Annotated in this window: 21 protein-coding genes; 13 read left to right on the plus strand and 8 right to left on the minus strand. The window is 60.6% G+C overall.

Features of this window, described 5'->3' with window-relative positions; translation table 11 throughout:
• The first annotated feature begins 137 nt into the window (after positions 1–137).
• Together BLO50_RS12905 and BLO50_RS12910 are read left to right on the plus strand one after the other, a co-directional pair.
• The gene (locus tag BLO50_RS12905; RefSeq protein ID WP_090253413.1) at positions 138–416 is read left to right on the plus strand and encodes a hypothetical protein; all 279 of its coding nucleotides are present in this window, start codon (positions 138–140) and stop codon (positions 414–416) included.
• Entirely contained in the window at positions 416–1021 is a 606-nt protein-coding gene (locus BLO50_RS12910) for a flavin reductase family protein (protein WP_090253415.1), read from the plus strand. The genes BLO50_RS12905 and BLO50_RS12910 overlap by 1 nt, the downstream gene beginning before the upstream one ends.
• On the opposite strand, the gene BLO50_RS12915 is transcribed toward BLO50_RS12910, so the two are convergent.
• The gene (locus tag BLO50_RS12915) at positions 1018–3702 is read right to left on the minus strand and encodes a cation-transporting P-type ATPase (RefSeq protein ID WP_090253417.1); all 2685 of its coding nucleotides are present in this window, start codon (positions 3700–3702) and stop codon (positions 1018–1020) included. The genes BLO50_RS12910 and BLO50_RS12915 overlap by 4 nt on opposite strands.
• Positions 3703–3871: 169 nt before the next feature.
• Here BLO50_RS12915 and BLO50_RS12920 point away from each other — a divergent pair, with 169 nt between their 5' ends.
• The 5 genes from BLO50_RS12920 (at position 3872) to BLO50_RS12940 (ending at position 9486) form a co-directional block, all read left to right on the plus strand.
• Entirely contained in the window at positions 3872–4789 is a 918-nt protein-coding gene (locus BLO50_RS12920; RefSeq protein WP_090253419.1) for an AAA family ATPase, read from the plus strand.
• Positions 4786–5742 (plus strand): DUF58 domain-containing protein, encoded by a 957-nt coding sequence (locus BLO50_RS12925; protein WP_090253423.1) that lies wholly within the window; start codon positions 4786–4788, stop codon positions 5740–5742. The genes BLO50_RS12920 and BLO50_RS12925 overlap by 4 nt, the downstream gene beginning before the upstream one ends.
• Complete coding sequence (locus tag BLO50_RS12930; RefSeq protein ID WP_090253426.1) at positions 5739–7733, plus strand: transglutaminase TgpA family protein; 1995 nt, start codon at positions 5739–5741, stop codon at positions 7731–7733. Before BLO50_RS12925 ends, BLO50_RS12930 begins: the two co-directional genes overlap by 4 nt.
• A 74-nt stretch (positions 7734–7807) precedes the next feature.
• Positions 7808–8581 (plus strand): CHAD domain-containing protein, encoded by a 774-nt coding sequence (locus BLO50_RS12935; RefSeq protein ID WP_090253428.1) that lies wholly within the window; start codon positions 7808–7810, stop codon positions 8579–8581.
• A gap of 107 nt (positions 8582–8688) precedes the next feature.
• The gene (locus BLO50_RS12940; protein ID WP_090253431.1) at positions 8689–9486 is read left to right on the plus strand and encodes an acyl-CoA thioesterase; all 798 of its coding nucleotides are present in this window, start codon (positions 8689–8691) and stop codon (positions 9484–9486) included.
• Between the two features lie 54 nt (positions 9487–9540).
• On the opposite strand, the gene BLO50_RS12945 is transcribed toward BLO50_RS12940, so the two are convergent.
• Positions 9541–11007: a methyl-accepting chemotaxis protein gene (locus BLO50_RS12945; protein ID WP_090253434.1), complete on the minus strand. Its 1467-nt coding sequence runs from the start codon at positions 11005–11007 to the stop codon at positions 9541–9543.
• A 115-nt stretch (positions 11008–11122) separates the two neighbouring features.
• Positions 11123–11941: a TatD family hydrolase gene (locus BLO50_RS12950; RefSeq protein WP_090253437.1), complete on the minus strand. Its 819-nt coding sequence runs from the start codon at positions 11939–11941 to the stop codon at positions 11123–11125.
• A gap of 235 nt (positions 11942–12176) precedes the next feature.
• Between BLO50_RS12950 and BLO50_RS12955 the strand changes: the two genes are divergently transcribed.
• Together BLO50_RS12955 and BLO50_RS12960 are read left to right on the plus strand one after the other, a co-directional pair.
• Positions 12177–13562, plus strand: a complete 1386-nt coding sequence (locus BLO50_RS12955) for an MltF family protein (RefSeq protein WP_090253440.1) — start codon at positions 12177–12179, stop codon at positions 13560–13562.
• Positions 13563–13688: 126 nt separating this feature from the next.
• The gene (locus BLO50_RS12960) at positions 13689–14123 is read left to right on the plus strand and encodes a DoxX family protein (protein WP_090253443.1); all 435 of its coding nucleotides are present in this window, start codon (positions 13689–13691) and stop codon (positions 14121–14123) included.
• Positions 14124–14174: 51 nt separating this feature from the next.
• Here the strand turns inward: BLO50_RS12960 and BLO50_RS12965 are convergent, their stop codons facing one another.
• Together BLO50_RS12965 and BLO50_RS12970 are read right to left on the minus strand one after the other, a co-directional pair.
• Positions 14175–15197: a lipase secretion chaperone gene (locus BLO50_RS12965; RefSeq protein WP_090253446.1), complete on the minus strand. Its 1023-nt coding sequence runs from the start codon at positions 15195–15197 to the stop codon at positions 14175–14177.
• A gap of 81 nt (positions 15198–15278) precedes the next feature.
• Complete coding sequence (locus BLO50_RS12970) at positions 15279–16223, minus strand: triacylglycerol lipase (protein ID WP_090253448.1); 945 nt, start codon at positions 16221–16223, stop codon at positions 15279–15281.
• 544 nt (positions 16224–16767) lie between these two features.
• On the opposite strand from BLO50_RS12970, the gene BLO50_RS12975 reads away from it, so the two are divergent.
• The 3 genes from BLO50_RS12975 (at position 16768) to BLO50_RS12985 (ending at position 19937) form a co-directional block, all read left to right on the plus strand.
• Complete coding sequence (locus tag BLO50_RS12975; RefSeq protein WP_090253450.1) at positions 16768–17076, plus strand: hypothetical protein; 309 nt, start codon at positions 16768–16770, stop codon at positions 17074–17076.
• A 75-nt stretch (positions 17077–17151) separates the two neighbouring features.
• Entirely contained in the window at positions 17152–18639 is a 1488-nt protein-coding gene (gene pap, locus BLO50_RS12980) for a polyphosphate:AMP phosphotransferase (RefSeq protein WP_090253452.1), read from the plus strand.
• Between the two features lie 113 nt (positions 18640–18752).
• On the plus strand, positions 18753–19937 hold the full coding sequence (locus BLO50_RS12985) for a thiolase family protein (protein ID WP_090253455.1): 1185 nt from the start codon (positions 18753–18755) through the stop codon (positions 19935–19937).
• Positions 19938–19999: 62 nt separating this feature from the next.
• Here BLO50_RS12985 and BLO50_RS12990 read toward each other — a convergent pair whose 3' ends face one another.
• On the minus strand, positions 20000–20209 hold the full coding sequence (locus tag BLO50_RS12990; RefSeq protein ID WP_090253457.1) for a DUF6316 family protein: 210 nt from the start codon (positions 20207–20209) through the stop codon (positions 20000–20002).
• Between the two features lie 288 nt (positions 20210–20497).
• Here BLO50_RS12990 and BLO50_RS12995 point away from each other — a divergent pair, with 288 nt between their 5' ends.
• Entirely contained in the window at positions 20498–21460 is a 963-nt protein-coding gene (locus tag BLO50_RS12995; RefSeq protein WP_090253459.1) for a DMT family transporter, read from the plus strand.
• A 7-nt stretch (positions 21461–21467) separates the two neighbouring features.
• Here BLO50_RS12995 and BLO50_RS13000 read toward each other — a convergent pair whose 3' ends face one another.
• Positions 21468–22088: an NAD(P)H-dependent oxidoreductase gene (locus BLO50_RS13000; RefSeq protein WP_090253461.1), complete on the minus strand. Its 621-nt coding sequence runs from the start codon at positions 22086–22088 to the stop codon at positions 21468–21470.
• Positions 22081–23475: a class II fumarate hydratase gene (locus tag BLO50_RS13005; protein WP_090253463.1), complete on the minus strand. Its 1395-nt coding sequence runs from the start codon at positions 23473–23475 to the stop codon at positions 22081–22083. Before BLO50_RS13005 ends, BLO50_RS13000 begins: the two co-directional genes overlap by 8 nt.
• Positions 23476–23530: the final 55 nt, after the last annotated feature.

The raw sequence follows: 23530 nt of genomic DNA on the forward strand, positions 1-23530 counted from the left end.
AAGTGCGACGGCAATTGGAGGCGTTGGCACTTTTGTCTGTTTTGCACGTCTTACTGGCTGTATTGATGCATCGCAATGAGTCGGGCGATGTGTCTTTATACCGAGTGAAACGTATGTCTCTTTGCAGGAGTTACCTGATGAAACTGTTGATCGTGTTGCCCATGTTGCTGTTGGTGCTAAGCGGTTGTGCGGGAAAAACGGCCTATCGCACCAGCTGCGCCAATCAGCTGGACGCCGCCTGGCGCGAGTTGGATCTGGCCAAGGCCGAAGGGTTTGCCGGTACGGTGAGTTATTCCAAGGCGGTGTCGCTGCTGACTGCGGCGAAAACTCAGCAGCAGTTCGAGGGCTACAAGGGCTGTACGGCGAAGTCCGAGCGCGCCCGTTTCTATATCCGTGAGTCGCGAGCTGGCCGCTGATGCAACTGGATTTCAACGCGCTTGAACCGCTCGAACGCTACCGCTGGTTGGCCTCGACTATCACGCCTCGACCGATTGCCTGGGTCTCCAGCCAATCGGACGCAGGGGTCAGCAACCTGGCGCCGTTCAGCTTTTTTCAGGTGATCAGCGATGACCCGCCGACCCTGATGGTCAACGTTAATCACCGCGCCGATGGCGGCCTCAAGGACACGCTGCTGAATGTGCAGGCCAGCGGCGAGCTGGTGATTCAGCTGGTGTCCTTCGCCCAGGCCGAGGCGATGAATGCCAGTGCGGCGGTGCTGCCTTATGGTATCAGCGAGTTCGAGCAGTGCGGTATCGCCAGCCTGCCATCGCAGCGGGTAGCGCCGCCTCGGGTTGCCGGCGCGGCAGTCACCTTTGAATGCCGGGTAGCGCAGATCCAGGCCTACCCAGCGGATAAGCCCAATTGCCATCTGATCTTCGCCGAAGTACTGTTGGCGCATATCGACGATGCGGTGCTCAATGAGCAGGGCCGTATCGACAGCCAGCAACTCGACCTGATTGGCCGTCTCGGCGGCAGTGGTTATACCCGCACCTTGCAGCGCTTTGAGTTGCAACGCCCCTAGGGGCGTTGCCGCCGCAACAGCCACTTCTCCGCTTCAACACAGACGCATACCCCCAGCGCTACCAGCAGGCACCAACCCCAGGCATATGCTGGCAGGGCGGCAGTGGCGAAGACCTGCTGCATCGCCGGCCAGTAGGTGAGCAGCAGTTGCAGGCTGAGCAACAAGCCGACCATGCTCCAGATCATCGGGTTATCGCGTAGGCCGAAGTTCGCCGACCCTTCTAGGCGACGGCTGCTGAACAGGTAGCCGATTTCGCAGGCAACCACTGCGTTGACCGCCAGGGTGCGGCTGCTTTCAAGGCTCCAGCCAAGAGTCTGGGTGTAGAAGAATAGGCCCAGGCTGGCCAGGGTCATCAACGCTCCGATAAACAGCACGCGCCAGAGCAGATGGCGGCTGAGCAGATTGACCTTGGGATCGCGTGGCGGGCGGCGCATCAGGTCGGCTTCTGCCGGCTCAAACGCCAGGGCCAGCGCCAGAGTCACGGCGGTGATCATATTGATCCAGAGAATCTGCAGCGGGGTGATCGGCAAGGTCAGGCCCAGGGCGATGGCCGCCAGCAGTATCATCGCTTCGCCGCCATTGGTGGGCAGGATAAACAGGATGGTCTTCTTCAGGTTGTCATAGACCGTACGGCCTTCCTCGACCGCATGGGCGATGGTGGCGAAGTTGTCGTCGGCCAATACCATTTGCGCGGCTTCCTTGGCCGCCTCAGTGCCCTTGATGCCCATGGCGATGCCGATGTCTGCGCGTTTCAGGGCCGGCGCGTCGTTGACGCCGTCGCCGGTCATGGCCACCCGCGCGCCGCAGGCTTGCAGGCGTTCAACCAGGCGCAGTTTGTGCGCCGGGCTGGTGCGGGCGAACACGCTGGTGGTGGGTAGCAACTGATCGAGTTGGCTGTCGCTGAGGCTGTCGAGATCGGCCCCAGTCAGCGGTTTGCCATCGCCCAGACCAAGACGCTGCGCAATGGCGCTGGCGGTGCCGGCATGGTCGCCGGTGATCATCTTTACCGCGATACCTGCGCTGTGGCAGTCGGCGATGGCGGCAATGGCTTCCTCGCGCGGTGGATCGAGCATACCGACCAGGCCGAGCAGCACGTAATCGCCGTCCAGGTCCTGATAGTCGAGGCTCTGCTGCGGTTCGCCGAGCGGCCGAATGGCCAGGCCGAGCATGCGCAGCCCCTGGCGGGCGCCGCTGTCTAGGGCCTGGTGCCAGTGGCGTGGGTCCAGCGGTTCGGGATGGCCGTCGCGCCATTGGCGGTTGCAGGCTTCGAGCACACGTTCTGGCGCGCCGATCATATAGATCAGGCCATGGTGGGCATGATCATGGTGCAGGCTGGCGGTGCAGCGTTGCTCGGAACTGAAGGGGATGGCATCGACCTGCGGCAGATTACGCGCTTCATGCTGCAGCTCCAGACCGACCTTGCCAGCCAGGGTCAGCAGGGCAGCTTCGGTGGGGTCGCCGGTGATGCACCAGCCGTTCTCGCCGCTGCGCAGGCTGGCGTTATTGGCCAGCAGGCCGGCACGGGCCAGCTCGCGCAGGTCGTCAGCGGCGTCCAGTTGGCACAGCTGGCCGTCATCGCAGTGAATGCTGCCCTGCGGGGCATAGCCAACGCCATCGACGCGGTAATGATGTGCGGCGGTAAATACTTGCTGCACGGTCATCTCGTTGCGCGTCAGGGTGCCGGTTTTGTCTGAGCAGATCACCGTGACCGCACCGAGGCTTTCCACCGCTGGCAGATGGCGAATGATCGCCCGGCGCTTGGCCATGCGCTGCACGCCGAGGGCGAGGATGATCGTCAGCACCGCCGGCAGGCCTTCCGGAATGGCAGCCACCGCCAGGCTGACTGCGGCCAGCAGCATGTCCTCTGCGCTGTACCCCCGCAGCAGCACGCCAAAGGCAAAGGTCAGCAGCGCCAGGGCAAGAATGCCCAGGGTCAGGTGGCGAGCAAACTTAGCCATATCGACCAGCAGCGGCGTTTGCAGGCTAACCACGTTTTCCAGCATGTGGCTGATCTTGCCCAGCTCGGTCTGCTTGGCCGTGGCCACCACCACGCCCGCAGCGCTGCCGGCATTCACCAGTGTGCCGGAATAGGCCATGCTGCGGCGGTCGGCCAGGCTGGCCGAGGCGGCTACGGCGTCGTGGTGTTTATCCACGGGTAGGGATTCACCGGTCAGCGCGGCCTCGTCAATGCGCAGATCACGGGTCTCCAGCAGGCGCAGGTCAGCAGGCACGCGGTCGCCGGCCTCCAGCAGCACCCAGTCGCCGGGCACCAGTTGTTCGGCGGCAATGCTGTGCACCTGGCCGTTACGGCGTACCCGGCTTTCCAGGCTGAGCATCTGCTGAATCGCCAGCATGGCGTGCTGGGCTTTGCCTTCCTGGACAAAACCGACCAGGGCGTTGATCAGCACCACGGCAAAGATCACCGCACTGTCGAGCCATTCGCCCAGCAAGAGAGTAAGCAGGCAAGCGCCGAGCAGGACGTAGATCAGCAGGTTGTGAAACTGCAGCGCAAAGCGCTTAAACGGCCCGTTGGCCTGTGGTTGTGGCAGCAGGTTGGGACCATGCTCGCTGAGGCGTTGGGCGGCGTCGGAACTGTCCAGACCTTGGGCACTGCTGTTGAGGTTCTGCAGGCTTTGTTGCCCTGGCTGGGCGTGCCAGTCATGACCTGATGGCGCTTGCATTCAATGTGCTCCAGCGCTGTTCGGGTCTTTAGCCTAAACACCACAAACGAGGTGGGTGTTAGCTTGGATCAATTGAATGGCTCACAAGTTCGTCAGTAAAGATTTCCAGCCGCTATGCCGTGGCAACGCGGCGCAGTAGCATCGTCAATCGGTCTTAAAGGAGTGATACATGCGCGCCAAACTGGAAACTGTGCTGCAGACGGTCAATCACGTGCTTCTGGGCAAGGAACCGCAGGTGCGTCTGGCGCTGACCTGCCTGTTGGCCCAGGGCCATCTGCTGATCGAGGACTTGCCCGGCATGGGCAAAACCACCCTCAGCCATGCCCTGGCCAAGGTACTGGGCTTGAGTTTTCAGCGCATACAGTTCACCTCCGACCTGCTGCCAGGTGACATCCTCGGCACCTCAGTTTTCGACAAGGACACCGGGCAATTTATTTTCCATCCGGGGCCGATTTTCGCCGAGCTGGTGCTGGCCGATGAGATCAACCGCGCCACGCCGAAAAGCCAGAGTGCGCTGCTTGAAGCCATGGAGGAGGGCCAGGTGACCATCGAAGGTGCGACTCGGCCGCTGCCCGAACCGTTCTTTGTAATCGCCACGCAGAACCCCGTCAGTCAGGGTGGCACCTTCGCCTTGCCTGAGTCGCAGCTGGATCGCTTTTTGATGCGTCTATCGCTTGGCTACCCAGGCAAGGCGGCGGAAAAGGCCCTGCTGCTGGGCGACTCACGGCGTTCGCTGTTGCCGACGCTGCCGGCACTGCTGGATCACGCTGAATTGGCTCTGCTGCAGGCCGAAGTACCGAAAGTGCGCGCCAGCGATGCATTGATCGACTACGTGTTGCGCCTGGTCGATGCCACCCGCACTCAGCCGCAATTCGCCTGGGGTCTGTCGCCTCGGGCCAGCCTGGCGCTGCTTGCGGCTGCGAAAGCCTGGGCCTTCCTCGCCGGGCGAGATTACGTGATTCCAGAAGATGTGCAGGCCGTGCTGCCGTCAGTGGTCGGCCATCGCCTGCGTGAGCGCGCGGACCCGGCCGGGCATGGTGCCGGCAGCTTGGTGCAGTGGTTGCTGCGGGAGGTACCGGCGCTTTGATCGCCCAGCTCCGACCGCGCTGGAACCGCTGGCTGGCGCGGCGCATTCCGGCAGCCAGCAGCGTACGCCTGAACCAGCGGCGGATCTTTATCATCCCCAGCCGGGTTGGCGCGGCTTTTATGCTGGCGCTGCTGTTGATGTTGCTGGCGGCGATCAACTATCAGAACAGCTTGGCCTATGGCCTGACTTTCCTGCTGGCCTCGGTGTTTGTCGTCGCCATTCTGCACACCTACCGCAACCTGGCCGGGTTGATCCTCAAGGCCGGCAGTGCGCCGGCAGTATTTGTTGGCGAGCCTGCCGGTTTTCGCGTGCGCCTGGAAAGCAGTCAGCGGCCTCATCAGGCCGTCAGCCTGGGTTGGCCGCCGGCCGAATTGCAGACGCTGGATGTGCCAGTCGAAGGCGTAAGTGAAAGCCAGCTAAACCTGCCAGCGTTGCAGCGCGGTTGGCTACGGCCCGGTCGTCTGCGGGTCGAGAGCCGTTTCCCCCTGGGCATTCTGGTGGCCTGGAGCTGGGTCGATCTGGATCAGCGCGTACTGGTTTATCCGCGTCCCTTGCCCGGTGATCTGCCGCTGTCCGCAGGCGCCAGTGAGGATCAGGACGAGGATGGCAGTCGGCCCCACGGCCAGGGCGGGGATGATTATCAGGGGCTGAAAACTTATCAGCCGGGCGACTCCAAGCGTCGCTTGCACTGGAAAGCCTATTCCCGTGGCCAGGGCTTGCTGGTCAAGGATTTTGCCTCGATCACCGGGCGTGACCTGTACCTGGATTTCGATGCATTGGCCGGTGATGTCGAAACTCGCCTGTCACTGCTCTGTCACTGGGTGCTGCAGCTGTCCGAGCGTCAGCAACCCTTTGCCCTGAGCCTGCCAGGCCAGGTGCTGGACGCCGATAGTGGCGAGTTGCACCGTGATGCCTGCTTGCGCGCTCTGGCGCTATTCGGGCGTGCAGCATGAGCCGGGTTACTGCGATCCCTCGGATCAGCCTGACCTGGCTGCTGGTGGCACAGGTGCTGGTGATCCTTCCGCATCTGACGCATTTACCGTTGTGGATTATTGGTCTGTGGCTGGGCAGTGCGGCCTGGCGTATTCAAATTTTCCGCATGCGTGCGCGTTACCCGAATGCCTGGGCCAAGGGCGGTTTGATGCTGGCCGCAGCGCTCGGGGTGTTTCTTTCCCGTGGCAGCCTGATCGGGCTGGATGCCGGGGTGGTGCTGCTGATCGCGGCGTTCGTGCTCAAGCTGCTGGAGATGCGCACGCGGCGTGATGCATTGGTGCTGATCTTTCTCGGCTTCTTTGTTGTGGTCACCGCCTACCTGTTCGATGACAGCATGCTGATGGCGTTCTACAGCCTGTTTCCGGTTACCGCCTTGCTCGCCGCGCTGATCGGTTTGCAGCAGAGCAGTCTGGCCACCCAGCCCTGGCCGACCGCGCGCCTGGCCGGTGGGCTGCTGCTGCAGGCGCTGCCGGTGATGCTGCTGCTGTTTGTGTTCTTCCCGCGCATGGGTCCGCTGTGGTCGTTGCCGGTGCCGAATGACAAGGCGACTACCGGGCTGTCGGACAACATGGCCCCGGCGGATATCGCCGATCTAAGTCGCTCCGCGGCGCTGGCGTTTCGCGCCAGTTTCAACGGTGAAACCCCGCCGCGCAGTGAGTTGTACTGGCGTGCACTGACCCTCGATCGTTTTGATGGCCGGCGCTGGTCGCAATCCGATTACGCCGAGTTTGGCCCCGGTGCGCAGTGGCAGAAGCGTGGAGAGGCGCTGAGCTACAGCATCGTCATGCAACCCAGTGCGCAGCGCTGGCTGTTTACCCTGGATGTGGCGGAAACCACGCTGGAACAGACCCGGCAGATGAGCGATTTCCGTCTACAACGCCGGCAGCCGGTGGATCGCTCGCTGATCTATCAGGCCACCTCTTGGCCCGATGCGCTGCGCGAGCCGCAACTGCCCCAGGCAGCTTTGCGCCGTGCCTTGCAGTTGCCGGATCAAGGCGAGCCACGCAGCCGCGCTTGGGCTGAGCAGCTTAAGCGCGAGCATGCGCAGCCCGAATTGTTGGTGCAGGCACTGCTTGGCCACTTCAACCGCGAGCCCTTTGCGTACACCCTGACTCCGCCAACGTTAGGGGTGAACAATATTGATGATTTCCTGTTTGAAACCCGCAGTGGCTTCTGTGCGCATTACGCCGGGGCTATGACCTATGTGCTGCGCGCTGCGGGCATCCCGGCGCGGGTGGTGGCGGGTTATCAGGGGGGCGAATATAACCCGGCGGGTAACTATGTGCAGGTGCGCCAGTTTGATGCCCATGCCTGGGTTGAGTACTGGCAGGAGGGACGGGGTTGGGTCAGTGTCGATCCGACCTTCCAGGTGGCGCCCGAGCGGATCGATATGGGCCTTGAAGAGGCCCTGGTAGGTGAGCAGAGTTTTCTCGAAGACTCGCCTTTCTCGCCGTTGCGCTATCGCAACCTCAGTTGGCTGAATGAGTTGCGTCTGGCCTGGGACAATATCAATTACGGCTGGCAACGCTGGGTGTTGGGCTACCAGAGCCAGCAGCAGCTGGAGTTTCTTCAGCGTTGGCTGGGGCGGGTGGATGCCCAGTCGCTGGTGATCGGCCTGGTCGGTGGTGGGGCGCTGCTGCTTGGTTTGCTATCACTTTGGCTGTTCAAGCCATGGCAGCGTGAACGTGATGTGCAGCAGCGGCTATTCCGTCGTTTTGAGAGTTTGATAGCGCGCCATGGCGTGCCGCGTAAACCCGGTGAAGGTCCGCGCGACTATGCCGTGCGGGCATCCCAGCTGATGCCAGCCCAGGCGCAAGCGATTAGCGATTTTGCGGCGGCCTTCGAGGCGCAGCGTTATGCCGGGCAAGAACCCTCTACCCTGCAGTTGCGCCTGCACCTGAAGGCCCTCAGGCGCGCGCTGCCTTGGCGGCTTACTCGCCTGGAGCCTTAGTACCGCGACCATTGGCCACTTGTGGCTAACCAATAAGCGCATAGTCTGGGTAGTGATTTCAAAGGAGTGAGGCAATGCAAGGCTTGATTGATGAGGTGCCACGACACGTACTGCGTATTCAGATGCGCTTGTTTGCCTGTCGTGAACGGCTGCGGGTGACCACCGATGGCGAGGCCCTGCACGATCTGCGTATTGCTTTGCGCCAGTTGCGCAGCCTGCTGCGGCCGTTATCTTCGGTCGCCGCCTGTGAGACGTTGCAACAGCGGGCGGCAGAGCTGGGCCGCTTGACCGGTCCGCTGCGCGACCTTGAAGTGCTGCAGGGCTATCTGCAACAGCAAGGGCTCGATAGCGCCGCGAAATCTCGGCTACCACTGTTACAGCAGGGCTACCTGCAGCTGTTGGACTGCGCGCCGTTGGCCCATCTGCTCACTGCTTTGGATGACTGGCCGTGGCAATGGCGTCAGGCGGCTAGCAACGGACAACTGCGTGGTTTGGACAAGTTGATCAAGCAACGCTTGCGCAAGGATCGCAAGCGCCTGAAACAGGCACTGCTTGACCCTGCACATGACCGCCATCGCCTGCGCTTGCTGGTCAAGCGTCTGCGTTATGCCGCCGAGGCCTATCCGCAGTTGGCCGGTTTTTCCGGTCGTCTGCGCCTGCAGCTTAAACAGGCGCAATCAGCGCTGGGTGATTGGCATGACCACTGGCAATGGTTGCAGCGCGCCGAAGCCGAAGCAGATTTGCAACCGTGCGTAGCGGTTTGGCGGGCGGCAATGCTCGACGCCGAGCAGCAAGCTGATCTGGCCTTGCAGGCATTGGCAACGGGGTTTGCGCGCGCTGACGACTGAGTTGGCTGAAAAGTCGTTAAACCTTCGGCGTGTTTGGCCGAAATGTCGTGTCATTCGCTGGCGTCTTTACCCTAAGATCACCCGCATCTTCAGTGTTCGAGGTGCTTATGGGCTTTTCCGAGTTACTCCAGGCGGTGCGTGACAACCCTCAGGCGGTGCGGATTCCTGCCGCATGGGGGCAAGGCCGTGCCAGTTTCGGCGGTTTGGTGGCGGCGCTGGCCTATGAGGCCATGCGTGCTCAGGTGCCAAGTGGGCGCCCGCCGCGCTCTCTGGCGATTACCTTTGTTGGCCCTGCGGCGCCTGACGTACCCGTGTGCTTTGAGGTGGAAGTGCTGCGTGAAGGCAAGGCCGTCAGCCAGGTATTGGGGCGGGCAATCCAAGATGGGCAAGTGGTGACTATCGTCCAGGGTAGCTTCGGTGCTGGGCGCGACTCGCGTATTGCCGTGTCGGCAGAGCCGGCACCGGAGGCCAAGGCCGTGGAAGCCTGCCAGGAAATGCCGTATATCCCCACTGTAACCCCTGAGTTCACCCGTTTTCTGGCCATGCGCTGGGCGTTTGGTGGTTTGCCTTTCACTAATAATCCGTCACGGGACATGGGCGGCTGGGTGCGTCTACGTGATCAGGAAGCGGTCGAGGTGGTCACTGAGGCTCACCTGCTGGCTTTGGTTGATGCGTGGCCGCCTGCGGTTTTGCCGCACCTGAGTGCGCCAGCACCCGGTAGTACGTTGACCTGGACGATTGAGTTTGTGCAGCCAATGACGGCGCTGACGACGCAGGACTGGTGTCTGTACCGGGCGCACATTGAGCATGCCCGCGATGGCTACGGCCATGTGGCCGCAGCAATGTGGAGCGCCAAAGGGGAGTTGCTGGCCATCAGCCGGCAGACGGTGGCGGTATTCGGTTAAGCGCTGATTACGGCCGTTGCAGTGACGAACTGCAACGGCTGAATTGCCCGTTCTTCACAGCTTGAGCTGACGGATGGCGGTGTTCAATGAGCCGGCCAAATTGGCCAGGTTGGCACTGGTCAGCGCCGATTCTCCCGTTTGGCTGACGGTTTGTTCGGTCACGTCGCGGATGCGGATCACCGCGCGGTTCATTTCTTCAGCCACCTGGCTCTGCTGTTCCGCCGCCACGGCAATCTGCGTATTGCTTTCACGCATATGCGCCACCGACTCGGTGATGGCCACCAGCGCCTGGCCGGCTTCACCGGCCTGTTTGACGCATTCATCGGCCTTGATCGAGCTGTCCTGCATAAAGTCCACGGCATCACGGGTGCCGCTTTGCAGGGTGTTGATCATCTGGGTGATCACATCGGTGGAGTCCTGCACCCGTCTAGCCAGGTTGCGCACTTCATCTGCCACCACGGCAAAGCCGCGCCCCATTTCACCGGCACGGGCGGCTTCAATGGCAGCGTTCAAGGCGAGCAGGTTGGTCTGTTCGGCAATGCCATGGATCTCACTGACCACACCACCAATCTTCTGGCTATCGGCGGCCAGCTTTTCGATCATCTGCGCGGTTTGTTGCACGCCGCTCGACAACCCGGAAATCGACAGGCTCACGCGGTTGACTGCCTGCTGGCCGCTGTGCGCCAGGTGTTCGGCATTCTTGGACTGGTCACGGGTATCGGCGGTGTGTTCGGCAATGTGATGCACGGTGGCGGACATCTGATTGATTGCCGTGGCCGCTTGCTCCGTTTCGCTTTGCTGTTCGAGCATGCCCTGGCGTACATCGCGCATATTACCGGCCAAGCGTTCGGCACCTTCATCCAGCTGCGCTGCTGACTGGGCAACGATGCCAACAACACGCTGGTAGCCCGCCTGCATGGCATTAAAGGCACTGGCCATCTGGCCCACTTCATCTTTGCTGTCGAGTGGCACACGGGCGCTGAGGTCGCCGCTTTTTTCCACCTGCAGCATCACATCCTTGAGGGTGTTGAGGTGGCTGAGCAGAAAGCGAATCAGCAACTGCGAGGCCGCCAGCAACAGCAGCATCAAGAGCGCAACGACCAGGGCATAGCTCGGTGCACGGTCGAAAAACACTTCGGGCAGGCTTGGCGCCGAGGCGGTGATGGCCAGGCGCTGACCGTCTTCACGGACGATGACTTCGGCACCAATCAGACCCTCACTGCCATTCAAATCGACCCAGCCGCGGGCGTTGGCCAGGGCGCTGCCCTGATTGTCCGGCTGGCGTGGAGTCTGGCCGGCCGCAACGCTCAGCAGGTTGCTCGCGCTTGGCAGGGCCTGATCCTGAGGCCATTGGCTTAATAGTCGGGCCTGCTGCTGTGCGGCCTGCTTGGCGGCGGTGTGGTGCACCTGCTGCTCCAGCTGCAGCGCATAGAGCACCAACAGCAGCGTGGTAAAGAAGGCCACGGCATTTACGGCCCAGAATTTGTACTTCAGGGAAAGGTCGCTGATCCAATGGCCCATGCAGGTGTCTCTGTGTGAGGTGAAGGCTTGGCAAAGTGCCAGTAGTGTCGGTCAACGACACTGCGGCGCTATTGATCCTTATCAACAAGCTAGCACTCACTGCGCTACTCAGGGTTCAGTCGGTCGTACCCTTTGGGGTGGGCAGGTTGAAGAAGGCCCGGGCTGTAGCGCTGGTATGGGCCGCCAAAACCTGTTCGGTTTCACCGCGGTGCAACGCCACTTCACGCAACACCTCAACCAGAAAGGCCGGCTCGTTACGACCGTTCTTCGGCTTCGGGCGCAGGCTGCGTGGCAGCAGGAACGGCGCATCACTTTCCAGCATCAGGCGGCCGCGGGGGATTTCCTTGACCAGCGGATGCAGGTTACTGCCGCGGCGCTCGTCGCAGATCCAACCGGTGATGCCGATGTGCAGGTACATATCCAGGTAGTTGAACAGCGCGCGCTTCTCCCCGGTGAAACAATGCACCACGGCCGCCGGCAGCTGGTCGCGGAAGTGCCGCAGGATCGCCAGCAGGCGCTCGTCGGCATCGCGTTCATGCAGGAATACCGGCATTTGCAGTTCTACCGCCAGGGCTAACTGCTGCTCCAACACCTGTTCCTGTTGTGGCCGTGGTGAAAAATCGCGATTGAAGTCCAGTCCGCATTCGCCCACCGCCCGCACTCTGGGATCTTCCAGTAAAGCCTTGAGCTGCGCATGGCTGTCGCTGTTCCAGCTGCTAGCGTCGTGGGGGTGAATACCGGCAGTGCTGAACAAATGTTCGGCGCTGTCATCCAACTGTCGGCACAGCTCTAGGGCGTGTTGGCTTTCCGTCAGACTGGTGCCGGTTAACAGCATTTGCTGGACGCCCGCCGCATAGGCGCGAGCGAGGAGTGCTTCGCGTTGTTCAGCAAAGCTTGGGTGAGTCAGATTGACGCCGATGTCGATGAGTTGCATGGTGCTACCTGCTGAATTGATTGGGCAGCATAGCAGAGCTTTTTTAATAGATTAAAAGCTAATAAATACAGCAACTTAAAGCTTATACGTGATGTTGTATGTGATTGTCGGCTGGCGTCTGAGTGCGGGCTGTGCGAACCTCCGCGCCCCGCGCGAGGGGTCAGTTGCCTTGTCTGCAGCCTGTTTAACCGGGTGGCGGTGCTGATCTGTCGGCCGATTCTGCCCTGGAGCCTTGATGTCGCGAGTGCTGCTCATCTGCTGTCTATTGCTGCTGTCTTGCACGGCGGTAGCGCGCGTGGCTGGCCCGCTGGAAGTCGAGCAGCCTAAGGCGGTCCGCGACCTGGCGAGTATTCGCAGCAGCGGCGAGTTGCGCGTGCTGGTCAACCAGAGCCGCAACAGCTCGGGTGAAGTCAAAGGCCAGAGCATTGGTGTTGAATATCAACGTATGCGCGCCTTCGAGCAGTACCTCAATCGCAACTCGCGGGATGGCCGCACACTCAAGCTGAAGATCATTCCGCGCGCCAAGGACCAATTGCTGGCCGCCCTGCAGCGGGGCGAAGGCGATCTGGTCGCGCCTGGCGAACTATTGAATATGCCGCGCGGCAGTAACCTCAGCGCCAGCGCGGCGATCCGCAGCAACGTGCCAGTGATCATCGTTGCCAAGCAGGGTAACCGGCGTTATCAGAGCCTCGAACAGCTGTCCGGACGCAGTTTGGCATTGCCTGCAGGCAGTGTGGCGGGTGAGGCGGTACGGGCACTCAATCAGCGGCTGATCGACAGTAAACGCTCACCGATTATCGTCGAGTGGGTTGACCCGAGCTTGGCGGTCGAGGACGTGTTGGAAATGGTTCAGGCTGGAATCTTCAGTGTCACCGCAGTCGAGCAACCGATTGCCGAACGTTGGGCCAAGGTGATGCCTAAGTTGCGCCTGGACCGCCACCTGCCATTGGCCAGCGACGGTGACATGCGCTGGTATGTGCGCCGCGACACCCCCATGCTTGGCGCCAGTATCGATCGCTTCCTCAAGGGTTACCGTGATCCTGCGGATTTAGATGCCGCGTTCCAGCGCGTCTATCGGCGATTGTACAAAGTGCATTATCCGCTGGGCCGTACCGAGCGTCAGCGCCTGGAAAAGGTCCGTCCGGTGCTACAACGCTATGCGACCCAGCATGATTTCGATTGGTTGGCGCTGGCGGCCGTTGCCTTTAAGGAATCGACCCTTAACCCCGCCGCCCGAGGTGCGGGCGGTGCCACCGGTTTGATGCAGATCACCCCGGCGGCGGCACGCAGTGTTGGCGTGAGCAATATCGGCGTGCTGGATAACAACGTGCAGGCCAGCGCCAAGTACCTGGCGATGATTCGTCGCAACTACTTCAACAGCCCACAGCTCAACGAGCGTGAGCGCATGGCCTTTATCCTGGCTGGCTACAACCTGGGCCCGCAACGGGTGCAGAGCTTGCGGGCTGAAGCGCGTCGGCGTGGCCTAAATCCTAACCAGTGGTTCTTCCAGGTCGAACGGGTGGCGATGGAGCAGATGGGCATGGGCGTGGTCAGCTATGTGAATAGCGTGAATAAGTACTACCTTGCTTATGACCGTGAGCGCTATCTGCTTGAACCCTAGCGCGCAGGTTGAGAATGTCGATTTATTAATTTATTCGATATTTTAAAGCGATTTTATGCGCTTTAAATATTGGTTAATTGGTTTAATCTTTGTTCCATCAACCCCTCACTACAAGGACTGCTGCACATGAACGCTCTGATCAAATCTGTTGTTGCAACTCAAGCTGGCTATGGCCTTACCGTGCTGCGCATCATCGCCGGCATTACCTTTGCCGCCCACGGTGCGCAGAAGCTGTTTGGCTGGTTTGGCGGTTACGGCCTGGAAGGCGTAGGCCAGTGGATGGAAAGCATCGGTCTGGCGCCGGGCTACTTGTTGGCACTGATGGCCGGTAGCGCCGAGTTCTTTGGTGGCATTGCCTTGATTATCGGTCTGCTGGCGCGCCCAGCTGCAGCGGTACTGGCAGTGACCATGGTGGTGGCGATTGCCACTGTGCACCTGGCCAATGGTTTCTTCATGAGCAACAACGGTTATGAGTTTGCCCTGGCACTCTTGGCGATCAGCGTAGCAATCCTGATTGAAGGCGCTGGCAAACTGTCCCTGGACAAGCGCATCGCTGGTTAATCGACACGGCAGCAGCCAGTAAAAAGCCCACTTCGGTGGGCTTTTTGCGTTTCAGGGTTGGGGTTTGTTCTGCGTCGCCAGCTGTTCGGCAGCTTCCAGGCGCAGCTGTTCACGCTCATCGAAGTTCTCTGCGGCCAGCTGGGCAATGGCGGCGCGTTTGTCGCTGGCGCTCATGCCTGGGTTGTTTTCGATGGCGGCTTTTTCAGTGCTGTACTGGGCAATGCGTTTTTTCCAGGTTTGCCGCTGCTGATCGAGCACTTCGAGACGCTGGGTGGCTTCGGCGCCGACCAGTTGCTGACGCAGCTGGCGGATCTGTTCCGGTTTGGCGCCGGCCGCCTGCAGTCGCGCGGTTTGCTGGCGCAGCTCGTTCTGCAGTTGCGGCAGCACGGTGTCCTGCATCTCGGCAGGCAGATTGTTGCGCAGCTGATCGACGGCGGCGGCTTTGCCGGTATCGTCCAGCTGGCTGTTCTGCAGAATCGCCAGGCGTTGCAGGGTGAATTGGTTGTAGGCCTCTTCGCGGGCGAAGAATGCTTGCTGCGTTTCACTGTCGAAAATCCGCGCGCGCAGTGCCTGCACGGCGGCCTCGCGCTGACGCAGGGCATCCAGATTAGCCATCTGCGGCAGGTCGCGTTCGAGCAGTACCAACTCGCGCTTATAGTCGAGGTACTGGTTGAGCAGAACCAGGGCCTGCTCACGGGCATTGGCCGGCAGTTCTGCGGCGATATAGGCACGCAGCCGCTCGACGCTGGTACGCAGCGGTTCTTCACCGGTTGCGGCAAGGAAATAATCGAAGATGCGCCGGATGTCTTCGCTGATCAGCAGGTTGCCGTTAGCGTCCAGACGAAAGACGCCATCCACTGTGGTGCCGCCGAATGAGGCAGGCAGGTTTTTTAGTGGCGCTACTTGGGTCTGCATGCCGATCTGGCTTGGTGAAGCCGATGGCGTATCACTGCGTTGAATCGGCTGTGGCGCATCGCCACTGAGCTGCGCGGGAATATCCACGGGTTGCAGGTACAGCGCGAGAGCCAGGCAGGCGGCGAACATAAGCGGGGAGAGCAGCAGAAATTTTTTCACAGGCACTCTTCAGGCGGACAGGCGAGTTCGGCGAAACGGACAACAGCACCAGAGGCTGCACGGCAGCCCCTGGTGAAGCCGTTACAGGCCGTCGTTTTTCAGGCGGTTGGCATGTTGGCGGTAGACCGTGACCGGGTCCGTTTCAAACAGGCTGGTCAGGCCGAGGGTCTGGTTGACCTCATCGAGGTGGTTCATCCGGTAGTTATCGCGGATTACCTTGCCCATGCGCGAGCTGCAGCGGCCAACCAGGCCGTCGTTGGCTTCGCCATTGAAGGTTAGCGCGGTGGCGCCCAGCAGCAGGTCGCTCGGGTCGATGATATTGGTCACCGGGCTGGTACCACTCCAGGAGTAGTAGCGCACGCCATTGACGCTGTAAGCACCTTCACCGCAGGCGGTGGTTGGAATCCCCTGTGGGAACTTGGCGTTGAAACGCGCTGCACCCTGGCTGTTAAGAGATTCCAGCGATCCAAGTGCGTTCTGCGGGGTGGTGCTCGAACTGCCAGAGAGGAAGTTGATCAGTGTGCCGAGGCCATTGACGATACCCGATAGCAGGGTTTCTCCAGCTGAACCCGGCGGTACCTGGCGGATAAAGTCGGCGGTGGCCGAGCCTTTATGCGGTGCACCGACGCTGGTGGCGGAGGCAATCAGGTTTGGTTTGACGGCAGCGACGTAGCGGATGGTCGGTCCGCCATGGCTATGGCCAATCAGATTGACCTTGGGCTTGCCGCTGATGGCGACAATCTCTTCCACCTGATCCAGCAGTTCTTCGCCGCGGGCTTCTGAGGTGTTCAGTTGACTGACTTCGGTGATGTACACGCTGGCACCGTCGCGCCGCAGCGCCGCAGGAATGCCGTACCAGTAGTCGACGCCCAGGATACTGTCGAAGCCGAGCATGCCGTGGGCCAGTACAACCGGGTATTTGGTCTGGGTGTAGCCGGAGGAGCCGAACCAGAAAGCATGGGTGTTGCCAGAGGCCAGCAAGCCGGCGCCCAGGCAGAGGGCGAGCAGGGTTTTATTGTTGTTCATTGGTGCTCTCGCTAGGGTTTATCGGGCAGTTCAAGGCACTCCATGCAGCCAAAACGCCCATCCCGTGGCGCGTACATCAGCCCAAGGGTAGTGGCAGAAACCATGCCAGTAGTCGCAAACAGCCGTATAGCCCTCTGCCACGGGCGATACATCGAAGTTGTGCGCAATCCGGTGCAGGCGCGGTGCCGCGGGTTTGTTACGGGGTGAAACGGTGCTGGTCTGGATTCAGGCCCCAGATGGCGGATCAGCGGCCTGCGAGCCAGCGGCAAAAAGCCAGGTTGGCCGGCCGAATAGGGGTGCCACCAGTCAAAGGTTGGGGTGGTTGGGGAGGGCCGCAGGATCGCGGCTTGACAGCTTTGCGCGGGCTTCTCTAGGATGCCGACCCATGCGCCGATTTAAACAGCTACTTGCGGGGCGCCGGGTTAACTGCTGATTGCAGTGCCCTGAGAAGCACTCTTCTGAGGCTTTGAAATTCCGCTAAAGCGCTGGTTCGGTGTCGCCTCTCACCGCTGCCCAGCGGACTCAATGAGGCGGAGACATATCGATGCACTGTCCCCAACCGCTTATTCGCCTGGCCCCGATCACGTCCGGGCTTACCCTGCACAATCCGAAAATCCTCCTTGGCGGTAGCCATCAGCCGACTCTGCTGCGCTATCTCGACGGCTGGCCCAAGCGTTGGCCTGGACCGCGGACCTTTCTGATCAACTTTGTTCACGACGGCGAATCCCTGGCGCGCTTTGCCAGCAATCATTTCGATATGGCGGTGATCCAGGCGCCAACGGCCGCGCAGCTGGATGAAACCGTGCGGCAGTTGACGCGTGTAGCCAAGCAGGGGCTGATTACCCGGCGCTGAGTGAATCCCACAATAGCTTTGGCCAAAGCCACCGCCGATCCGCTAGGCTCAAAGGATATTGTCAGGGAGTGGGCTATGTTCGAATCCGCCGAGATTGGCCGCAGCATTGATAAAGAAACCTTTGAGGCCGAGGCCCCTGCGCTGCGCGAAGCACTGCTGGAAGCGCAGTATGAGCTGCAGCAGCAAGGGCGTTTTGCCGTACTTATTCTGATTAACGGCATCGAAGGTGCGGGTAAGGGCGAGACGGTCAAGCTGCTCAATGAGTGGATGGATGCGCGACTAATTCAGGTCAGTACCTTCGATCAGCAGACTGATGAAGAGCTGGCGCGCCCGCCGGCCTGGCGTTACTGGCGGCAACTGCCGCCCAAGGGGCGTATCGGCATTTTCTTCGGCAACTGGTACAGCCAGATGCTGCAGGGCCGGGTGCATGGGCGGATCAAGAATGCTGTGCTCGATCAGGCCATCGATACCACCCTTGGGCTGGAGCGCATGCTCTGCGATGAGGGCACGCTGATCTTCAAGTTCTGGTTCCACCTGTCCAAACAGCAGATGAAGGCGCGGCTCAAGGCGCTGCAGGATGACCCGCTGCACAGCTGGCGGATCAGTCCATTGGACTGGCAACAGTCAAAAACCTACGACAAATTTGTACGCGTTGGCGAGCGTGTGCTGCGCCGCACCAGCCGCGACTATGCGCCCTGGTATGTGGTTGAAGGGGCAGACGAGTATTACCGCAGCCTGACGGTCGGACGCATTCTGCTCGATGGCTTGCAAGCCGCGTTGAAGGCCAAGGCGCGCCCAGTGCCTCATCCTCATGCCGCGCCGCTGACATCCAGCCTGGATGAACGTGGGCTGATCGACAGCCTGGACATGACCCAGGCGCTGGACAAGGACAGCTACAACGAGCAACTGGTGGTTGAGCAGGCACGCTTGTCTAGCCTGATGCGCGACAAGCGCATGCGCCGCCATTCGCTGATCGCGGTGTTCGAAGGTAATGATGCAGCCGGCAAGGGCGGCGCGATTCGCCGGGTGATTGGTGCGCTTGATCCCCGCCAGTACCGCATCGTTCCAGTTGCCGCGCCGACCGAAGAAGAGCGCGCGCAGCCTTATCTGTGGCGTTTCTGGCGGCATATTCCACCGCGCGGTAAGTTCACCGTATTTGATCGCTCCTGGTATGGCCGGGTGCTGGTCGAGCGAGTCGAGGGCTTCTGCAGCACCGGCGACTGGCTACGTGCCTATGGCGAGATCAATGATTTCGAAGAGCAGCTCAGCGAAGCCGGCGTGGTGTTGGTGAAGTTCTGGTTGTCGATTGATCAGCAGACCCAGTTGGAGCGCTTCAAAGCCCGCGAACAAATCCCCTTTAAACGCTTCAAGATCACCGAAGAAGACTGGCGCAACCGTGAGAAATGGCCGCTGTACCGCGATGCGGTAGGCGATATGGTCGACCGCACCAGCACAGAAATTGCCCCGTGGACGTTGGTGGAAGCCAATGACAAGCGCTTTGCCCGGATCAAGGTGCTGCGCACCATTAATGAAGCGCTCGAAGCGGCGTTCAGCAAAGACTAAGGCACATGGGCAAGAGGATGGTCGCGCATACGGCTGATGAATGATCATCGCTGAGCGAGATTGTCCGGCTTTATTCTTATTGGCAACTCAACCCAATAACAATGAGGTGCGACATGCGTGAAGTGGTGATCGTTGACAGCGTACGGACTGGTTTGGCCAAGTCCTTCCGTGGCAAGTTCAATCTGACCCGTCCAGACGACATGGCGGCTCATTGCGTCAATGCATTGCTGGCGCGCACCGGTATCGACCCAGCGCTGGTGGATGACTGCATCGTTGGCGCCGGCTCCAATGAAGGCGCTCAGGGCATGAACATTGGCCGTAACGTGGCCGTGCTGTCTGGCCTTGGCACCAACGTGGCGGGTATGACCCTCAACCGTTTCTGCTCCTCGGGCCTGCAAGCCATTGCGATTGCAGCCAACCAGGTGGCGTCGGGCTGCAGCGATGTAATCGTGGCGGGCGGCGTTGAGTCGATCACCATGACCCTGAAAAGCATGAACACGCAGAACCTGTTCAACCCGCTGCTGCAAAAAGACGTGCCGGGCATCTATTACCCGATGGGCCAGACCGCCGAGATCGTCGCCCGTCGTTACAACGTCAGCCGCGAAGCCCAGGACGCTTATGCTCTGCAGAGCCAGCAGCGCACTGCGCGGGCGCAGGCCGAAGGCCTGTTCGACGATGAAATCGTGCCGATGCACGTCAAGTATCAAGTCGAAGATAAAGCCACCGGCGAGAAGAGCATCGTCGACGGCATCGTCGCTCACGACGACTGCAACCGTGCTGACACCACTCTGGAAAGTCTGGCCGCGCTTAAGCCGGTGTTTGCCGATGACGGTTCGGTCACCGCTGGCAACGCCTCACAGCTCTCCGATGGCGCTTCGATGACCCTGGTGATGAGCCTGGAAAAAGCCATCGAGCTGGGTCTCAAGCCACTGGCGTTCTTCCGTGGCTTTGTTGCCGCCGGTTGTGAGCCGGACGAGATGGGCATTGGCCCGGTGTTCTCGGTGCCCAAACTGCTCAAGGCCAAGGGCCTGAGTATTGCCGACATCGACCTGTGGGAGCTTAACGAGGCGTTTGCTTCGCAGTGCCTGTATGCCCGTGACCGTCTGGAAATCGACAACGCCAAGTACAACGTCAACGGCGGCTCGATTTCCATCGGCCACCCGTTCGGCATGACGGGTTCGCGTCAGGTCGGCCATCTGGTGCGTGAGCTGCAGCGGCGTAACCTGCGTTACGGCATCGTCACCATGTGTGTGGGCGGCGGCATGGGCGCGACCGGGTTGTTTGAAGCCGTGCGCTGATCGTCCTGCTCTCAATAAAAAACCGCGACATGTCGCGGTTTTTTATGGGCTGGTTTTTGTGTTCAGAATGCGCGACTTTCGATGATCTCGTTGGCCTGTTTCATCCGGCGGATATAGAAAGCGATCTCCCGTTCTGCATCCGTTCGGTTGAAGTAAGGGCCTTCCAGCGTACCCTCGCGGGTGGAAAAGAAGTATTGCCCGTTGACCGCGCTGACGCGTTCACTGCGGTAGTGGGTCCCGGGGTTATGGTCGATATGACGTTGGCCGAACATAGATGAACCTCCCGCAAAATGAGCTGCTGAGGTCAGTCTAAACGGCGTTTGGATGGCTGCAGATTTTGACGACAAATGGTCGGTTTTGCCGAAATTCGGCTTGATTTCACTGTTTTTAATATTTTTGACGCCAGAGCGCTGGCTTGATGCGGTGCAGCCATCAGTACAGTTTCCGTGAATTGCGGTGCTTGTCTGTGACTGTGCCGGTTTGCTGGGACGACCTAGAATGCGGCATTACCGCTCGAACCCACATCGGGCAGAGGGTGTGGTGCTGGTTGCGAGGCGTTTATGCACATTTCTTCCGGTCGTTGGCTCTACGGTCTGTTTCTCGCGCTGTTGACCGCCGTGCTGTGGGGCGTGCTGCCGATCAAGCTCAAGGAAGTGCTGCAGGTGATGGACCCGGTCACGGTGACCTGGTATCGCCTGCTGGTTTCCGGCTCTATCCTGTTGGCCTATCTGGCTGCCAGTCAGCGCTTACCCGCGTTTCGCCCGCTGGGCAAGAAAGGTGGCGGGCTTCTGCTGCTGGCGATTGCCGGGCTGACCGGTAACTATGTGCTGTATTTGACGGGGCTTAACCTGCTCAGCCCTGGTACGACTCAGCTGGTGATTCAGGTAGCCCCGATTCTGTTGCTTGTCAGCAGTATTTTTATCTTTCGCGAGCGATTCAGCGTTGGCCAAGGGCTTGGCTTGTTGGTACTGCTGGTCGGTTTTGCTTTGTTCTTCAACCAGCGTCTGGATGAGCTACTGACCTCGCTGACGGCCTACACCACCGGTGTATTGATTGTATTGCTGGCGGCGTTTGTTTGGACGTTCTACGGCTTGGCGCAAAAGCAACTGTTGACGGTGTGGAATTCGCTGCAGGTGATGATGGTGATCTACCTGGCCTGCGCTTTATTGCTGACGCCTTGGGCACACCCGCTGCAAGCACTCGAGCTCAACCCGTTACAGGGGTGGCTGCTGTTCGCTTGCTGCCTGAACACCCTGGTGGCTTATGGCGCGTTTGCCGAAGCATTGGCGCATTGGGAGGCTTCGCGGGTCAGCGCCGCATTGGCGATTACGCCGTTGGTGACGTTTGCGTCGGTGGCCCTGGCTGCCAGTTGGTGGCCTGACCATGTGCAGCCTGAACAGATCAACTGGTTGGCCTATGGCGGCGCCGTGCTGGTGGTGCTGGGCTCGGCGCTGACGGCGCTGGGGCCGTCGTTGTTGGCGGGTTGGCGCACCCGCAAGGCGCGTTTGGCTGCTCTGACGTAAGTAACGTTCAGGCCCGGCTGCCGAGCGTTTCTGCCCGGCGTAACCAACTCTGACGTTGCTCTTCGCTGGAAGGGCGCACCGGCGCGAATTCAGCCAGGCGGCGAGTTTTGATGCCGCTGAAACCGAGGATGGTGCGAGTCATCTGCCGATGCCCGGGTGCCCCATAAATCCAGCGGAAGTACCAGGGCGGGGTATCCATGGTCACCAGCAGATCTGCCGTGCGCCCCGTCAGCAGCTTGTCCCAGAGTTGCGAGCGGTTGCGGTACTTGAAGGCGAAACCGGGTAGAAAGGTGCGGTCAAAAAAGCCTTTGAGCAGCGCGGGAATGCCGCCCCACCAGACCGGATAAACGAAGACCAGATGCTCGGCCCAGTGAATCTGCCGCTGCGCCTCCAGTAGGTCGGGCTCCAGCTGCTGGCTCTGCTCATAGCCGTCGCGCAGCACCGGGTCGTAGTTCATTTCGCCAAGCTTCAGCTGGCGCACCACGTGGCCCTTGCTGCGTGCGCCCTGGGCATAGGCTTCACCGAGGGCATGGCAGAAGCTGTTGCCCTTAGGTGTGCCGAGAATCATCAGGATGCGTTTGCCATCACCTTCCAGTGGCGTTGCGCCGCTCTTTGCCGCTTCACTCATGTTGACCTGCCTCCAGCATGTTTTCAGGACGCACCCAGGCGTCGAATTGTTCATTGCTCAGGTAGCCCAACTGCAGTGCTGCTTCGCGCAAGGTGGTGCCATTCTGGTAGGCCTGTTTGGCGATTTGTGCGGCTTTGTCATAGCCGATATGTGGATTCAGCGCCGTGACCAGCATCAGACCGCGCTCCAGGTGCTCGGCCATCTTCCCTGCGTCCGGTTGCAGGCCAGCGACGCAGTGTTGTAGGAAGTTATGGCAGCCATCCGCCAGCAAGCGGATCGATTGCAGCAGGTTGTGAATGATCACCGGTTTGAACACGTTGAGTTGCAGATGGCCCTGGCTTGCGGCAAAGGTAATCGTGGTGTCGTTACCCAGTACCTGGCACGCCAGCATTGACAGCGCCTCGCATTGTGTCGGGTTGACCTTGCCCGGCATGATCGAGCTACCCGGCTCATTGGCCGGCAAACGTACCTCGGCCAAGCCGGCACGCGGGCCGGAGCCCAGCAACCGTAAGTCGTTGGCAAGCTTCATAAGGGCCACCGCCAGGGTTTTCAAGGCACCGGACAGCGCCACCAAAGGTTCATGGCCGGCGAGGGCGGCAAATTTGTTCGGCGCACTGACCAGTGGCAGGCCACTCAAGGCGGCCAGTTCGGCAGCCATGGCATCGGCAAAGCCCTGAGGTGAATTCAGACCGGTGCCGACGGCCGTGCCGCCTTGGGCCAGTTCGCAGACGGCTGGCAGCGCAGCCTGAATGGCGCGTTCGGCATAACCCAGTTGCGCGACAAAGGCCGATAGCTCCTGGCCGAAGGTCATTGGGGTGGCGTCCATCATGTGTGTGCGCCCGGTCTTGACCAGCCGAGCATGCCGTTCAGCCTGTTCCTGCAAGCCATCACGCAGTTCGTGTAAGGCGGGTAGCAGTTGCTGCTGCACCGCTTGCACGGCGGCGATATGCATGGCTGTAGGGAAGCTGTCGTTGGAGCTTTGCGCGCGGTTGACGTGGTCGTTGGGGTGCACCGGTGTTTTGCCACCACGGCCGTTGCCGGCCAGTTCATTGGCGCGCCCAGCGATCACTTCATTAACATTCATATTGCTCTGCGTACCGCTGCCGGTCTGCCAGACCACCAGGGGAAATTGCTCATCATGCTGACCGGCCAAGACTTCATTGGCGGCCTGCTCAATCAGTCGGGCCAGATCTGCGGGCAATTCACCGATACGCTGATTAACCCGCGCCGCAGCTTTCTTGATCAGCGCCAGGGCATGAGCCACTGGCAAGGGCATGCGCTCCTGGCCGATGGCGAAGTTGATCAGCGAGCGCTGAGTCTGTGCGCCCCAGTAGGCTTCATCCGGCACGTCGATGGGGCCGAGGCTGTCGGTTTCAGTGCGACTCATGGCGATTCTCCTGAGGGTTGAGCGTGCAGCAAGCGACTTGCCCGGCGGGTGGATG

The organism is Pseudomonas peli, from assembly GCF_900099645.1.
In the GTDB taxonomy this organism is placed as follows: domain Bacteria; phylum Pseudomonadota; class Gammaproteobacteria; order Pseudomonadales; family Pseudomonadaceae; genus Aquipseudomonas; species Aquipseudomonas peli.

Coding starts and splice junctions, on each gene's coding strand:
- BLO50_RS12905 (WP_090253413.1), top strand. CDS start 138: ATGAAACTGTTGATCGTGTTGCCCATGTTGCTGTTGGTGCTAAGCGGT.
- BLO50_RS12910 (WP_090253415.1), top strand. CDS start 416: ATGCAACTGGATTTCAACGCGCTTGAACCGCTCGAACGCTACCGCTGG.
- BLO50_RS12915 (WP_090253417.1), bottom strand. CDS start 3,702: ATGCAAGCGCCATCAGGTCATGACTGGCACGCCCAGCCAGGGCAACAA.
- BLO50_RS12920 (WP_090253419.1), top strand. CDS start 3,872: ATGCGCGCCAAACTGGAAACTGTGCTGCAGACGGTCAATCACGTGCTT.
- BLO50_RS12930 (WP_090253426.1), top strand. CDS start 5,739: ATGAGCCGGGTTACTGCGATCCCTCGGATCAGCCTGACCTGGCTGCTG.
- BLO50_RS12935 (WP_090253428.1), top strand. CDS start 7,808: ATGCAAGGCTTGATTGATGAGGTGCCACGACACGTACTGCGTATTCAG.
- BLO50_RS12940 (WP_090253431.1), top strand. CDS start 8,689: ATGGGCTTTTCCGAGTTACTCCAGGCGGTGCGTGACAACCCTCAGGCG.
- BLO50_RS12945 (WP_090253434.1), bottom strand. CDS start 11,007: ATGGGCCATTGGATCAGCGACCTTTCCCTGAAGTACAAATTCTGGGCC.
- BLO50_RS12950 (WP_090253437.1), bottom strand. CDS start 11,941: ATGCAACTCATCGACATCGGCGTCAATCTGACTCACCCAAGCTTTGCT.
- BLO50_RS12955 (WP_090253440.1), top strand. CDS start 12,177: ATGTCGCGAGTGCTGCTCATCTGCTGTCTATTGCTGCTGTCTTGCACG.
- BLO50_RS12960 (WP_090253443.1), top strand. CDS start 13,689: ATGAACGCTCTGATCAAATCTGTTGTTGCAACTCAAGCTGGCTATGGC.
- BLO50_RS12970 (WP_090253448.1), bottom strand. CDS start 16,223: ATGAACAACAATAAAACCCTGCTCGCCCTCTGCCTGGGCGCCGGCTTG.
- BLO50_RS12975 (WP_090253450.1), top strand. CDS start 16,768: ATGCACTGTCCCCAACCGCTTATTCGCCTGGCCCCGATCACGTCCGGG.
- pap (WP_090253452.1), top strand. CDS start 17,152: ATGTTCGAATCCGCCGAGATTGGCCGCAGCATTGATAAAGAAACCTTT.
- BLO50_RS12985 (WP_090253455.1), top strand. CDS start 18,753: ATGCGTGAAGTGGTGATCGTTGACAGCGTACGGACTGGTTTGGCCAAG.
- BLO50_RS12990 (WP_090253457.1), bottom strand. CDS start 20,209: ATGTTCGGCCAACGTCATATCGACCATAACCCCGGGACCCACTACCGC.
- BLO50_RS12995 (WP_090253459.1), top strand. CDS start 20,498: ATGCACATTTCTTCCGGTCGTTGGCTCTACGGTCTGTTTCTCGCGCTG.
- BLO50_RS13000 (WP_090253461.1), bottom strand. CDS start 22,088: ATGAGTGAAGCGGCAAAGAGCGGCGCAACGCCACTGGAAGGTGATGGC.
- BLO50_RS13005 (WP_090253463.1), bottom strand. CDS start 23,475: ATGAGTCGCACTGAAACCGACAGCCTCGGCCCCATCGACGTGCCGGAT.